Source organism: Pseudarthrobacter sp. PH31-O2 (assembly GCF_030063265.1).
Taxonomy (GTDB): Bacteria; Actinomycetota; Actinomycetes; order Actinomycetales; family Micrococcaceae; genus Arthrobacter.
In genome coordinates this window covers 80,430-93,445 of the sequence record NZ_JASIST010000003.1, presented here as the reverse complement: position 1 = coordinate 93,445, position 13,016 = coordinate 80,430, and the positions used below count along the sequence as shown (strand labels likewise).

The following is a 13,016-nucleotide window of genomic DNA, read 5'->3' as shown; positions in this document are numbered from 1 at the left end:
GCCATCTCTCTTTTCGGAGGCAAGAAATTGCACGAGCGCGCCATCTTTCCTGATTTTTCCGCATTCCAAATGACGATGTCAGGCGGCATAACAGCCCGGCACACCGCAGCACCGCCCGCCGGCGAAGATCCCGGCCAGGACCCTGCGGCGGATCACGGCCAGGGACTTGTTTCGGGGCCGGAACCGCGCGACGGGGACGCCCTGCGGCGGCTGAATACCCCGCCCTTCTCCTGGCTGGGCAGCGACGCCTGGCCGACCGTTTCGCTGCGGGCCGACGAACCCTGCTGATGGCGCCGCGGACCGCGCGGAGAGCCGCCGGCCGGGGCGCCAGCGCTTCGCGTCCGGCGCGGCACTTTGGGCCCCTACCGCTGGCAGGTGCCCGGTAGTAGGGTCTAAGCAAGCAGCCAGGACACCATCCAGGGAGCACAGCCATGAAGAAACTCATCAATGATCCCCGGGCCGTGGTTGACGAGTCAGTGGAGGGTTTTGGGCTTGCCCACGCCGACCTCGTGACCGTCTTCGCGGACCCGAAGTACATCGTGCGCAAGGACGCTCCGGTGGCAGGGAAGGTCGGGCTGGTCTCCGGCGGAGGCAGCGGGCACGAGCCCCTGCACGGCGGCTACGTCGGCATGGGAATGCTCGACGCCGCGGTGCCGGGTCCCGTGTTCACCTCGCCCACACCCGACCAGATCCTCCCGGCGACCCTGGCCGTCAACTCAGGCGCCGGCGTTGTGCACATCGTGAAGAACTACACCGGGGACGTCCTCAACTTTGAGACCGCTGCCGAGCTGGCCCAGGCGGAAGGCGTGGAAATCCGCACCGTGCTGGTCAACGACGACGTGGCGGTGGAAGATTCGCTCTACACCGCCGGACGCCGCGGTGTAGCCGGAACCGTCCTGGTGGAGAAGATCGCCGGTGCCGCGGCGGAGCGGGGGGACAACCTCGATGCCGTGGCAGCCATCGGCGACAGGGTCAACCACAACGTACGCAGTATGGGTGTTGCCTTGACCGCCTGCACAGTCCCGCACGCGGGGGCGCCCAGCTTCGTGCTGGCGGAAAACGAAATCGAAATCGGCATCGGTATCCACGGCGAGCCCGGCCGGCACCGGATTCCGATGGAGAACGCCGACGGCATCGCCGACCGCCTGCTGGAACCTGTGGTCAGCGACCTCGGGCTGGCGTCCGGGGACAAGGTACTGTTGTTCGTCAACGGCATGGGCGGTACCCCATTGAGTGAGCTGTACATCGTCTACCGCCGAGCCGCGCAGCAGTTGGCCGCACAGGGGATCACGGTGGAACGCTCGCTGGTCGGCAATTACATCACTGCCCTCGAAATGCAGGGGTGCTCCCTTACCGTCCTGCGCCTGGATGCTGAATTGACGGCACTCTGGGACGCCCCCGTCCACACTCCCGCCCTCCGCTGGGGTGCCTGACCGTGGGGCTTGACGTCAACTGGGCGCTGCGGTGGCTGACCCTCACGGCCGCGGCCATGGCGGAGCACCGGGAGGAACTCATTGAACTGGACAGGCCGATCGGCGATTCGGACCACGGCGAGAACATGGACCGTGGCTTCAAAGCGGTGATGGCCAAGATTGCCGAAGCGCCGCCGGAAACGGCGGGAGCGGCACTGAAACTGACAGCGATGACCCTGATGTCCAAGGTTGGCGGAGCTGCCGGCCCGCTCTACGGCACCGCGTTCCTGCGTGCCGGCACGGCGCTGGGTGAGGCGGCCGAGATTGACTCGGACACACTCGCCGCTGCGTTCCGGGCGGCAAGGGACGGGATTGTGGCCCGCGGAAAGGCCGATTCAGGGGACAAAACGATGGTTGATGCCTGGACTCCGGCCGTTGACGCGGCCGCTTCCGCGGCCGGAGACAGCGACGTCCTCAAGGTCCTGCTGGCCGCTGCGGAGGCTGCCGAAGCGGGGGCCGTCGCTACCGACCCGATGCTCGCGCGCAAGGGCCGCGCCAGCTATCTGGGGGAGCGCAGCATCGGTCATCGGGATCCGGGCGCCGTCTCGACCGCCCTGATCCTGCGCGCGGCCGCCGGGGCTGCCGAATGACGGTCAACCTTGTCGTTGTCTCGCACAGCGAAAAGATTGCCGACGGCGCCGCCGAGCTAGCCGCCCAGATGGCGCCAGATGTGATGATCCTCGCCGCAGGCGGTACCGGCGACGGCAGGATCGGCACCAGCCTCGAGCTGGTCATGGCGGCGCTGGAGCAGGCCGGGGACGCCAGCACCGACGGCATTGTGGTCCTGACCGATCTTGGCTCGGCGGTGATGACAGCCGAATCCGCGGTGGAGTTCCTGGCGGATCCCGGCTTGGTATTGCTGGCCGATGCGCCCCTGGTTGAAGGACTTGTCGCGGCCGCCGTGGCGGCCCAGTCAGGCGCGGATCTGGCGGCCGTGAGGGACGCCGCGGAGGCCGTGTACCGGCCGCCGGCCGCGGGGCAACACCCGCACGGCCACCGGCCGCCGGAGGCGAGCGGTGATTTCGAACTTGTTAACCAGGCCGGTATGCATGCCCGTCCGGCCGCGAAGATTGCCGGCGGCCTGTCCGGCATGGACGCCGAGGTGACCATCAGCGGCGCCGATGGCGCGTCGATGACGGAGCTGATGATGCTCGGGGCGGTGAAAGGTACGGTGCTGCACGTGGAGGCCAGCGGCCCGGATGCCACCCAAGCCGTGGACTACCTGCGCGGACTTATCACTGCTGGCTTCGGCGAACCGTAGACCGGTCGCGGGCCGGGCGGAAGTCAGGCCGGCAACCGGATCCCGGCCGGGTGCAGTTCCGCCAGGCCATCGCTGAGCAGCCCGGACAGCGCGCGTTCGAGTTGCTCCGGAGCGCAATTGAGCCGGTGCAGGGCGGCCAGCGGGATGTCGATTCCGGCCGGTTCGAAGCCAAGGTCGACGGCGGCTTGCGCAAAAAGCTCCGGGTCGACCGGCGACTCTGCGACCCGGAGCACCGCCATTACGGCACCCCTGACCTGGCGGTCAGTTCCGTGCCATGACTGGCCCTTCGGTGTGTACGTCGGCGGCGGCTCCCCGGCTGCGAGCCAGGCGCATGAGCCGCTGACCGGACATTGCCCGCACTTCGGCGACCGCGCAGTGCACACCAGGGCGCCGAGTTCCATCACCGCGGCGTTCCAGCGGACGGAGGACGCGGCGTCGTCCGGCAGCGCCTGCGCGGCAAGCCGGGTCTCTGCGGCGGTGAGCGATGGCGACGGCAGCGCGGCACCGGAAAACAGGCGTGCGTGCACGCGCCGGATGTTGGTGTCCACCACTGTTTCGCGGCTGCCAAAGGCGAACGCCGCGACCGCCGCTGCCGTGTAGCTTCCCACGCCGGGAAGTTCCAGCAGCTCCGGGTACGTGCCGGGAACCTTTCCGCCGTGATCGGTGCCGATGGCTACTGCGGCCGCATGCAGGCGCAGCGCCCGCCGCGGATACCCCAGCCGGCCCCAGGCCCGGACCGCTTCGCCGGCCGGCTCGCCGGCCAGATCGGCCGGCTGCGGCCAGCGCCGCAGCCATTCCTCCCAGACGGGCAGCACACGCACCACCGGGGTCTGCTGCAGCATGATCTCGCTGACAAGTACGCCCCAGGCCGTGCATTCAGCTGCCCGCCACGGAAGGTCCCTTGCGTTCGCGCGGAACCAGGTGTCGAAGACGTTGTGCAGGGCCGCCGGCGAAACGGCCGCAGGAAGGCCAGGCGGGTCCGCGGCAGCAGGGGCGGTGGGGGAATCGGTGAGGGCTTTGATGGATTCAAGCGTAATAGATAAGGGCCACAGTCCGCCCGCGGCGTGGGAGGGCCCGATACCCGGCGCGGGTCTCTAGCCTAGAAGGATGGGCAGGCAAGACAATCCAGGAACTCACGGCTCCCGTCAGGGCGCTTCCGGCAGCGGAGCGGGCTCGGGCCGGAACCGGGCGGGCGCATCGACGCGCAATACCGTCCGCCGGCCTGCCCGGAAACCAGGCAGCGCGGTGTACCGCCGTCGCAGGCTGTTCGTTGGCGCCGCACTCCTGCTCGTGATTGCGCTCGGCCTCGGCGGATTTGCCGCCGCCGCCAGCCTGCTCAACGCCGGGGCGCCCTCCTCGGACGGAGCAGCTGCTGCTTCCGCGCCGGTAGCGACGCCGGCCGGCACTCCGCAGGCCACGGCGTCTCCTTCGGCCACTCCGACGGGCAACGGCTGCGAGCAGAACCTCGTGACTGTCGCGGCGTCCACGGACAAGCCAGCCTACGCGGCAGGCGAAAATCCGTTGCTCACGCTCAAGGTGACGAACGGCAACCGGGTGCCTTGTGAGATCAATATCGGCACGTCCCAGATGGAGTTCCTCGTCACGAGCGGCTCGGACCGGATCTTTTCATCCACCGACTGCCAGTCGGACGCGACCGAACTCGTGAAGACCATCGCGCCGGGTCAGAGTGAAACGGCCAATTTCCCCTGGCAGCGCAACCGCACGGTTCAGGGCTGCGCGCCGATCGAGGCCAAACCGGGCGCCGGCGGCGCCTATTACGTCTTCACCGCCCGGCTGGCGGGAAAGACCAGCCCCAAAGCCGTGTTCCAGCTGAATTAGACCCCGGCGGACCTCACAGGAACCTGTCCAGGAGACTTGCCTCGGCCATCCGGCTGAGTCCCTCGCGGACCGTCCGGGCACGCTGGTCGCCGATGCCATCGACGGTCATCAGGTCATCAATCGTGGCCGCCATCAGGAACTGCAGGCCGCCGAAGTGGTCCACCAGGCGGTCGGCGACGGCCTTCGGCACGGCCTTCAACCCGGAAAGCAGCCGGTAGCCGCGCGGCTGGACCACGGCGTCGAGGTTGGCCTCGCCGCCCGCGAAGCCAACGATCCCGGCAATTTTTCCCAAGTCGATCAGCTCGGTGGGGCCAAGGTTCACCAGCGCCTTCACCGCCTGGTCGATGTCCTCTGCAGAAGTGTCCGGGCCTGAGTAATCCCGGATGATCACATCACTGCCCGGGCCGCGTCCCACCGTCAGCTCGTCCAGCTGGAGCGAGAGCAGCCGCCCGTCCTCGCCGAGCTCCAGCACGTACTGCGAAATCTCCTCGGAAATCCGGCGCACCATCTCCTGGCGCTGCAGCGTCACCGCCACATCGCGGACGGTCACCATTGCCTCGATTTCCAGGGCGGAGAGCGAACTGGTCACCTGGTCCAGTCGCGAGCGGTAGCGCTCCAAGGTAGCCAGGGCCTGGTTGGCGCGGGCCAGGACCTTCTCCGAACCTTCCAGCACGTGCCGCAGCCCGTTGACATACAGCGCGATGATTTGCATGGACTGGCTCACCGAGATCACCGGCACGCCGGTCTGGATCGCGACGCGCTCAGCGGTCCGGTGCCGGGTCCCGGACTCCTGGGTTTCGATGCTGGAATCCGGGACCAGCTGCACGGCCGCGCGCAGAATGTTGCTGGCGTCCTTGTCGCAGATGATGGCACCGTCCATCTTCGCCAGTTCGCGCAGCCGGGTGGGGGAAAAATCGATGCCGATGTCGAATCCGCCCGAACAGATTGACTCGATGGTCCTGTCGATGCCCAGCACGATCAGGGCCCCGGTCCGGCCGCGAAGGATGCGTTCCAGTCCGTCGCGAAGTGCGGTGCCCGGTGCCACTCGGCCCAGCGTAGCCTTGAGCGAATCTTCCGGGCTCCGAGCCATAGATTTTCCCTTCAAAGGTGCAGGTCTCAGCCCGCAAGTGCGCCGGTTTCCAGTGTTGGCCGGCAGGATCAAAAGTACTCGGTTTCCCGCTCCCACCATAGTAGAGGCAAAGGGAGCCAAGTTCCGCACGGACAAGCCCCAAAGTGGTCCATTGCGACGCGCGTGGGACCGCCCGAAGAACGCCCCCCCCGGGCCATATCCCGGACCGGCATATTTGGCCCACGGTTCGACCGTTTCGACCCGGGGCTGCACCCGCTTCGCGGCGGCAGCCCCGGCTGCGATAAACTTGGACCCTTGGGTGAACCGTCGGGCGGCCCGCCGCCCCCGGCACACATCGCACCACGCCGAAATCCCAACAGAATCACCCGCGATCCCACCGGCCCAGCCGGGCCCGGCAGGCCCGGGGGCGCCACCACCAACGCCGCAGCGAAAGTAGCATCGTGTCTCAAGAAGTCCTTAGCCCCGCCCGAGTCCAGGAGATTCACAAGCAGGCGGCCCGGCGTCGGACTTTCGCGGTCATTTCGCACCCCGACGCGGGTAAATCCACGCTGACCGAGGCGCTCGCGCTGCACGCAAAGGTGATCGGCACTGCCGGCGCCTCCAGCGGCAAGGCCAACCGCAAGGAAACCGTCTCGGACTGGATGCAGATGGAAAAGGACCGCGGTATCTCGATCAGCTCCGCGGCGCTGCAGTTCTCCTACCGGGACACCGTGATCAACCTGCTGGACACCCCCGGCCACGCCGACTTCTCCGAGGACACCTACCGGGTGCTGGCCGCCGTAGACTGCGCCGTGATGCTTGTGGACGCCGCCAAGGGCCTGGAAACCCAGACGATGAAGCTCTTCGAGGTCTGCAAGCAGCGCAACCTGCCGATCATCACGGTGATCAACAAATGGGACCGCCCCGGCCTGGACTCGCTGGCGCTAATGGACGAAATCACCGAGCGCACCGGCCTGAAGCCGATGCCGCTGACCTGGGCCGTGGGCATCTCCGGTGACTTCCGCGGTGTCTGGGACCTGCGCAATGACCGTTTCGCCCAGTTCAAGCGAAACAATTCCGGCGCCAACATCGCGCTTACCGAATACTTCACGCCGGAGGCGGCCGCGGCCAGCCAGGGCGAGGACTGGTCCAACGCCGTCGATGAGGCCGGGCTGGTGATCGAGTCCAACCTGGAGTTCGACATCGACGCCTTCCACGCCGGAGAGGCGACCCCGATCCTTTTCAGCTCCGCAGCGCTGAACTTCGGCGTCAAGGAGATCCTTGATGCCCTCGTGGACTTCGCCCCGCCCGCGGCCCCGCGGCCCGACGTTGACGGTGCCCCGCGGGCCGTCGACGCGCCCTTCGCCGGATTCGTCTTTAAGGTCCAGGCCGGCATGAACAAGGCGCACCGGGACCACGTCGCCTTCATCAGGGTCTGCTCCGGCGTTTTCGAACGTGGCATGGTGGTGACCCAGGGGCGGACCGGCAAGTCCTTCGCCACCAAGTACGCCCAGCAAGTCTTCGGCCGGGAGCGCGAGGTAATCGACGAGGCATTCCCCGGTGATGTTGTGGGCCTGGTGAACGCCTCCTCGTTGCGGGTCGGGGACAGCCTGTTTGTCGAGAAGCCGGTGGAGTTCCCCGCGATCCCGCTGTTCGCCCCGGAGCATTTTCAGGTGGCGCGGTCCAAGGACCCCAGCCGTTTCAAGCAGTTCCGCCGCGGCATCGAACAGCTTGAGCACGAGGGCGTTATCCAGGTGCTCCGTTCGGACGTCCGCGGCGACCAGGCCCCGGTGCTGGCCGCCGTCGGGCCCATGCAGTTCGAGGTAGTTGAAGACCGGATGGCGCACGATTTCAGTGCGCCGATGCGGCTGGAACGGCTGCCGTACTCGATCGCCCGGATTTCGACGGCGGACGCCATGCCGGCGCTGGCCAACGTCCCCGGGGCCGAGGTGCTGCTGCGCTCCGATGGCGAATACCTGGCCTTGTTCAACGACGTCTGGGCCCTGCGCCGGATCGAAAAGAACCACCCGGACCTGACACTGCTGCCGATCGGCACGCACAACCCCGCCAAGTAGCTGCCGGCACCGCGTGCGTGCGTGGCAGGATGATCCGCCGCAGGTCTTCCTGAATCACCTTTCCGCGGTATCATAAGTAACCTTGCTAATGATGCGGGCGCCCCACCTTTCGGCTTTTTGGACTGATCCGCGCGATTTCGTCGGCGGGCCCCGCACTTTAAGGGACAACGAACACTCTTTGACTGACTACAACAGAAAACTCGGCATGGAACCAGGCTTCCTGCTGAGCGGCCGCTACCGGATCCAAGCCCTCATCGGCACGGGAAGCCAGTCCACCGTGTACCGAGCCCATGACGAACTCCTGCAGCGGGAAGTGGCAGTCAAACTCTTCCGGGACGACGCGGATGATCTTGAACATACCCGCCGGCAGGGGCAGGAGGTCCGCATCCTCGCGGGGATGGGCCACCACGCCCTGGTGACGCTGTTCGACGCCGGCGCGGACCTCAGCGACCCGGAGGCGCGCCTCACCTACCTCGTGATGGAACTGGTCCGCGGACTGGACCTGCGCCACCGTGCCGCCCAGGGGCCGCTCTCCGCTGCACACATGGCCCTGATCGGCCACGACCTGGCGGACGGACTCTCCTACATTCATCATCACGGGATTGTGCACCGCGATGTAAAGCCGGCCAATATCCTGCTGGTCGATTACAGCAACGACGACAGGCGCCCCCGGGCCAAGCTCAGCGACTTCGGTGTTGCCGTGATGACGGGCAGCGGACCCGTGGGCGACGACTCCGGAACCTCCGGGACGCCCGCTTACCTGAGCCCGGAGCAGGCTGCCGGTGAACCGGCCGGGCCGCTCAGCGATGTATATTCCCTCGGACTGGTGCTGCTCGAAGGGTTAACCGGAAAGATGGCGTACCCCGGTGCCCCCATCCAGTCCGCCGTCGCGCGGCTGCTCCACGACCCGGACATCCCCGAAGAACTTGCCCCCATCTGGACGTCGCTGCTGTCCTCCATGCTTGCCCGGGACCCGGCGGATCGGCCGCCGGCCCGGGAGGTTTCCCTCGCGCTGCGCCAGGAAGTCATCAACGGCGCGGCCCGCCACCGCCTGGAGGCAGCCCCCGGCGGGACCGGCGAGGAAGCCAGGATGCGCGCGGTGGAGCGCTACCGGATCCTCGACACGCCGTCCGACGGTGCCTTCGACCGGATCGCACGCCTCGCGGCACGGATGTTCGCCGTGCCCGTGGCGATCGTGAGCGTGGTGGACCACGACCGGATCTGGTTCAAGGCCCATCACGGCACTGACGTTACGCAGATTGGCCGCGACCCGGGGCTGTGCGCCTCCGCGATCCTGCAGGACGAAACCTGGATCGTGGAGGACGCCACCCGGGATCCCCGCAGCCTCGCCAACCCCCTGGTGGCGGGCGAGTTCGGCCTGCAGTTCTACGCCGGAGTCCCGCTGCGCACCCCCGACGGCTACAACCTGGGCACCTTCTGCATCTTGGACCGGGAACCCCGGGTGTTCAGCGCCGCCGATACACGTGCGCTGGAGGACCTGGCAGCGATCGTGATGAATGACCTGGAGATGCGGTTGCAGAGCAGGGAAGCGATCGCCAGTTAGCAGGTATTAGCGCCAGCCGGCACGGAGCGCCAGTTCCAGCTCAAACCGCGCCTCGGGGTCCTCCAAGGCGTCGCCGAACAACTCGCGCAGCTGCGCCGCCCGGTACCCCACCGTCTGCGGGTGGATGCCGAGCTCTGCGGCCACCGGACCACGCTGGCCCCAGTGCCGCAGCCAGGACAGCAGCGTCTCCGCGAGCCGCTCCCGCTGCGCCGGGCGCAGCCCCTCCAGCGGCGCCAGCCTGCGGTTGGCCAGTTCTGCGATTGCTGAGGGCTCCGCCCCGAGGATCACCTCGGCCAAATGCTCGTCCGCCCAGATGGGCGGGTCCTCCGGGCCGTCCCGGGGCTGCAGGACCGAGGCAGCGAGCACTGCCAGACGCAGCGAATCGGGGACTTTCTCCCAGCTCCCGGCGGGCCCAACCGCCGCCCCGCGGCCACGCAAGGCTTTCTCAAGGTCCGCCCGCGCGGAGGGTGACTGCCGGGCCGGAACCAGGGCAACGGCGTCGGTCTCGCGTTCGATCACAAGTGTTCCGGCGCCCAGCCTCAGCCGCAGCCCCGCGGCCCGGTCCACCGGCAGGGTCACCACCACCATCCGCTGCGGCAACGACCAGTCCGCCATCGCAGCAGTCTGGCGCAGTGCCGCCTCATCCGCCTGTCCCAGCAGGAGCAGGTCGAGCAGTTCGGTGCGCCGGCGGTCCACCGCGCCGGCACGTTCCGATTGTTCAAAGGCGTAGGCTTCGGCGCTGACGGCGGACAGTTCGTCGATGTAGGCCAGGATCGATTCACCCAGGTCCACCACCACGCTCTGGCCAAGGTGGTGTTCCACCGAAACCCTGGACATCTCGCGGAAGGTGACGCGGGCCCCCATCCGGTAGGCGCTCAGCAGCGCGTCCATGCTCCGTCCCTGCCGGAACTCCCCGCTCCCCAGCCCTGCCACGAGTTGCCTGCTCTCCTCCGAAAGGGCAGGCAGCCGGGTTGCCGGCAACTGCAGGAAGCGCTCCAGTGCCGCGGCCACCCCCCGGCGCAGCCCGCGGCCGAAGCGGCCTTCAATCGGCCTGGCGTAGGCCGGAACAAGCTGCGGCACGGCGTCGATGATGGCCTCGACAATTCCCGGCATCATCGGCCGGAGCACGTCACTGACCTCACGCGGCAAGGCCAGCCACGGCGGATCGGCAGCGGAAGCGGGAGTGCCCGACGGGGCTGTATTCATGGGCCTGGTTCCAATATGTTGTTGCGGGGAGACAGTTTATCTACGTCGATCGTATGCCTAGGGTGAAGAAGTATGACCGCCACTGACATAAGCTTGATACATGATCCGGCTCCGTAAGCTGGCGCGCGCCGCATCTCTACTGACCACCCCCCTAGCTCCAGAAGACATTCTGTCGCTGTTCAATCCTGTGTTTTCCGCCCGCCAACTGCGCGGTGTGGTCACTCGGGTGGTTCCAGAAACGGCCGATTCCGCCACAATTTTCTTCCGTCCCGGCCGCGGCTGGCAAGCACACCTCGCCGGCCAGTGGGCCCGCATTGGCGTCGAGCTTGACGGCGTCCGCCACTGGCGCTCGTATTCGCTCAGCGCCCCCGCCGGCAAGGACCCGGCCATCACCGTCAGTGACATGGGTGCCGTCTCCGGCACTTTGGTGCGCCACACCAAGCCCGGCGACGTTCTCTTCCTGGCGCCGCCGCAGGGTGACTTCGTGTTACCGGAGCACCCGCGGCCACTGCTGATGCTTACTGCCGGGAGCGGAATCACCCCCGTTATGTCGATGATCCGCACCCTCGTGCAGCACCGGCCCGACTCCGACGTTGTCCTCATTCACACGGCCCGGACCCCGGCGGATGCCATCTTCCGCGAAGAATTGGCCGAACTCGCGGACCAGTTCCCCAATTTCCAGGTCACCAACTGGTTCACCGGCGAACGTGGACGGCTGGATTTCACGTCGACGGCCGAGCTGGACGGACTTTGCCCGGACTGGCGCCAGCGCGCCGCTTACGCCTGCGGCCCCGAAAGCTTCCTGGACGACGCCGAGGCGCTCTGGGAAGCTGAGGCCGCCACCGCGGTGGCACAGCCGGAAGCCAGCCTCACGATCGAACGCTTCAGCACCAAGCTGGCCGGCGGTTCAGGGCACGACGGCGGATTGGTCACCTTCGAGGCGTCGGACCGCGAAGTCGAAGCCGGCGGCGACACTCCGCTGCTCGACGTCGGCGAGGATGCCGGCGTCCTAATGCCCAGCGGGTGCCGGATGGGCATCTGCCACAGCTGCCTCATCCCGCTCCGGGCCGGCCAGGTCCGTGACCTGCGCACGGATGAAGTCCATGGCGAGCCCGGCCAACTAATCCAGACGTGTGTTTCGGCAGCCGCCGGACCCGTTAACCTCGACCTCTGAGGAGTACCACAGCATGACGATTGTTTCTGACAAGCAGGACCTGTCCGAGGACGCTCCCCAGGGCGCCAATGACTCTGCCAAGGCGCCCGCTTCCGTGAAGACGCGGCCCGGTGCCCTCGCCGAGTCCGGCAGCCCGACCGTTCGGCCGCCGGCCGCCGCGCACCTCTCCGATGAGCAGGTCGCGGAGCTCGGCCGTGAACTCGACGCGATCAAGGACGACATCCTTGCCAAGCGCGGGGCGTCCGATGCCGCCTACATCCGCCGTATGATCAAGATCCAGCGCGGACTGGAGATCTCCGGCCGGGCCGCCCTGCTGGTGAGCAAGAACAAGGCAGCCTGGGTCACCGGAACCACGCTGCTGAGCTTCGCCAAGGTCCTGGAAAACATGGAGCTGGGGCACAACATCCTGCACGGCCAGTGGGACTGGATGCGGGACCCGGACATCCACTCCACCACCTGGGAGTGGGACTTCGTTACCCCGGCGCGCGCCTGGCAGCACACCCACAACGACCTGCACCACCGCTGGACCAACGTCATCGGCAAGGACAACGACGTCGGATACAACCTGCTGCGTATGGACGCCCAGCAGGAATGGAAGCCGTTCAACCTCGGCAACCCGGTGTACAACGCACTGCTGGCACCGGTCTTCGAGTGGGGCATCGCGATCTACGATCTTGAGCTGCAGGATTACAAAGAGGGCAAAAAGTCCAAGGAAGCCCTCACCAAGGACCTCAAGGCGCTGGGCCGCAAGGCCCTCAAGCAGTTCACCAAGGACTACGCGGCCACGCCCGCCGTCGCCATGCTGACCGGCTCCGGCAAGCAGGCGCTCTACGGCACCCTGACCGCGAACGCAGTTCGAAACGTCTGGGCCCACGCGGTTATTTTCTGCGGGCACTTCCCCGACGGGACCGACACCTTCACCGAAGAAATGGTCGAAGGTGAGACCCGCGGCGACTGGTACGTGCGGCAGATGATCGGCTCCGCCAACATCTCCGGCTCCAAGTTTATGCACCTGATGACCGGCAACCTCTCGCACCAGATTGAGCACCACCTTTTCCCGGACATCCCGTCCAACCGCTACGCGGAGGTGGCCCCGAAGGTGCAGGAGATCTGCAGGCGCTACGGCCTGCCGTACACCACCGGCCCGATCTGGAAGCAGGTCGGCTCCACCTGGGCCAAGGTCTTTAAGCTCGCTTTGCCGCCCAAGAAGGCCTAGCTCAACCGATCCGACTGAAGCAGGGGGGCCCGCCGTACCGGTGGGCGCCCCTGCTGCGTGTTGTGGCCGGTGCTCCGTCCCAGTGGCCTGCCCGGACGGCCCGGCGGGGCCGGGAAGTGCGCGGATTCCGGCCAGCGCCA

General features: G+C 67.3%; 12 protein-coding genes. 9 read left to right on the top strand and 3 right to left on the bottom strand.

The annotated features are described in order from the left end of the window. The first annotated feature begins 69 nt into the window (after positions 1–69). From QMG72_RS06365 to dhaM, 4 genes are all read left to right on the top strand, one after another. Positions 70–288, top strand: a complete 219-nt coding sequence (locus QMG72_RS06365; RefSeq protein WP_283480057.1) for a hypothetical protein — start codon at positions 70–72, stop codon at positions 286–288. A 143-nt stretch (positions 289–431) separates the two neighbouring features. Then, on the top strand, positions 432–1,433 hold the full coding sequence (gene dhaK, locus QMG72_RS06360; protein ID WP_283480056.1) for a dihydroxyacetone kinase subunit DhaK: 1,002 nt from the start codon (positions 432–434) through the stop codon (positions 1,431–1,433). Between the two features lie 2 nt (positions 1,434–1,435). Then, on the top strand, positions 1,436–2,062 hold the full coding sequence (gene dhaL / locus QMG72_RS06355) for a dihydroxyacetone kinase subunit DhaL (protein ID WP_226773851.1): 627 nt from the start codon (positions 1,436–1,438) through the stop codon (positions 2,060–2,062). Beyond that, positions 2,059–2,733: a dihydroxyacetone kinase phosphoryl donor subunit DhaM gene (gene dhaM, locus QMG72_RS06350; protein WP_226773852.1), complete on the top strand. Its 675-nt coding sequence runs from the start codon at positions 2,059–2,061 to the stop codon at positions 2,731–2,733. Before dhaL ends, dhaM begins: the two co-directional genes overlap by 4 nt. A 23-nt stretch (positions 2,734–2,756) precedes the next feature. Here the strand turns inward: dhaM and QMG72_RS06345 are convergent, their stop codons facing one another. Continuing rightward, complete coding sequence (locus tag QMG72_RS06345; RefSeq protein ID WP_396021232.1) at positions 2,757–3,575, bottom strand: iron-sulfur binding domain-containing protein; 819 nt, start codon at positions 3,573–3,575, stop codon at positions 2,757–2,759. A 265-nt stretch (positions 3,576–3,840) separates the two neighbouring features. Here QMG72_RS06345 and QMG72_RS06340 point away from each other — a divergent pair, with 265 nt between their 5' ends. Further along, positions 3,841–4,572, top strand: coding sequence for a hypothetical protein (locus QMG72_RS06340; RefSeq protein ID WP_282359491.1), 732 nt, complete (start codon positions 3,841–3,843; stop codon positions 4,570–4,572). Between the two features lie 13 nt (positions 4,573–4,585). On the opposite strand, the gene disA is transcribed toward QMG72_RS06340, so the two are convergent. Continuing rightward, on the bottom strand, positions 4,586–5,662 hold the full coding sequence (gene disA, locus QMG72_RS06335; RefSeq protein WP_226773854.1) for a DNA integrity scanning diadenylate cyclase DisA: 1,077 nt from the start codon (positions 5,660–5,662) through the stop codon (positions 4,586–4,588). A 440-nt stretch (positions 5,663–6,102) separates the two neighbouring features. Here disA and QMG72_RS06330 point away from each other — a divergent pair, with 440 nt between their 5' ends. Both QMG72_RS06330 and QMG72_RS06325 read left to right on the top strand, forming a co-directional pair. Further along, the gene (locus QMG72_RS06330; RefSeq protein ID WP_226773855.1) at positions 6,103–7,716 is read left to right on the top strand and encodes a peptide chain release factor 3; all 1,614 of its coding nucleotides are present in this window, start codon (positions 6,103–6,105) and stop codon (positions 7,714–7,716) included. Between the two features lie 205 nt (positions 7,717–7,921). Further along, on the top strand, positions 7,922–9,280 hold the full coding sequence (locus tag QMG72_RS06325; RefSeq protein ID WP_283480055.1) for a protein kinase domain-containing protein: 1,359 nt from the start codon (positions 7,922–7,924) through the stop codon (positions 9,278–9,280). Between the two features lie 6 nt (positions 9,281–9,286). Here the strand turns inward: QMG72_RS06325 and QMG72_RS06320 are convergent, their stop codons facing one another. Beyond that, positions 9,287–10,486 (bottom strand): PucR family transcriptional regulator, encoded by a 1,200-nt coding sequence (locus tag QMG72_RS06320; protein ID WP_226773857.1) that lies wholly within the window; start codon positions 10,484–10,486, stop codon positions 9,287–9,289. Positions 10,487–10,586: 100 nt separating this feature from the next. Here QMG72_RS06320 and QMG72_RS06315 point away from each other — a divergent pair, with 100 nt between their 5' ends. Both QMG72_RS06315 and QMG72_RS06310 read left to right on the top strand, forming a co-directional pair. Continuing rightward, complete coding sequence (locus tag QMG72_RS06315) at positions 10,587–11,660, top strand: ferredoxin reductase (protein ID WP_283480054.1); 1,074 nt, start codon at positions 10,587–10,589, stop codon at positions 11,658–11,660. A 13-nt stretch (positions 11,661–11,673) separates the two neighbouring features. Continuing rightward, on the top strand, positions 11,674–12,876 hold the full coding sequence (locus tag QMG72_RS06310) for a fatty acid desaturase family protein (RefSeq protein WP_226773859.1): 1,203 nt from the start codon (positions 11,674–11,676) through the stop codon (positions 12,874–12,876). Positions 12,877–13,016 lie beyond the last annotated feature (140 nt).

What these genes read in the sequence shown, in the direction of transcription:
- QMG72_RS06365 (WP_283480057.1), top strand. Translation starts at nt 70, where the DNA reads ATGACGATGTCAGGCGGCATAACAGCCCGGCACACCGCAGCACCGCCC.
- dhaK (WP_283480056.1), top strand. Translation starts at nt 432, where the DNA reads ATGAAGAAACTCATCAATGATCCCCGGGCCGTGGTTGACGAGTCAGTG.
- dhaM (WP_226773852.1), top strand. Translation starts at nt 2,059, where the DNA reads ATGACGGTCAACCTTGTCGTTGTCTCGCACAGCGAAAAGATTGCCGAC.
- QMG72_RS06345 (WP_396021232.1), bottom strand. Translation starts at nt 3,575, where the DNA reads ATGCTGCAGCAGACCCCGGTGGTGCGTGTGCTGCCCGTCTGGGAGGAA.
- QMG72_RS06340 (WP_282359491.1), top strand. Translation starts at nt 3,841, where the DNA reads ATGGGCAGGCAAGACAATCCAGGAACTCACGGCTCCCGTCAGGGCGCT.
- disA (WP_226773854.1), bottom strand. Translation starts at nt 5,662, where the DNA reads ATGGCTCGGAGCCCGGAAGATTCGCTCAAGGCTACGCTGGGCCGAGTG.
- QMG72_RS06325 (WP_283480055.1), top strand. Translation starts at nt 7,922, where the DNA reads ATGGAACCAGGCTTCCTGCTGAGCGGCCGCTACCGGATCCAAGCCCTC.
- QMG72_RS06320 (WP_226773857.1), bottom strand. Translation starts at nt 10,486, where the DNA reads ATGAATACAGCCCCGTCGGGCACTCCCGCTTCCGCTGCCGATCCGCCG.
- QMG72_RS06315 (WP_283480054.1), top strand. Translation starts at nt 10,587, where the DNA reads ATGATCCGGCTCCGTAAGCTGGCGCGCGCCGCATCTCTACTGACCACC.
- QMG72_RS06310 (WP_226773859.1), top strand. Translation starts at nt 11,674, where the DNA reads ATGACGATTGTTTCTGACAAGCAGGACCTGTCCGAGGACGCTCCCCAG.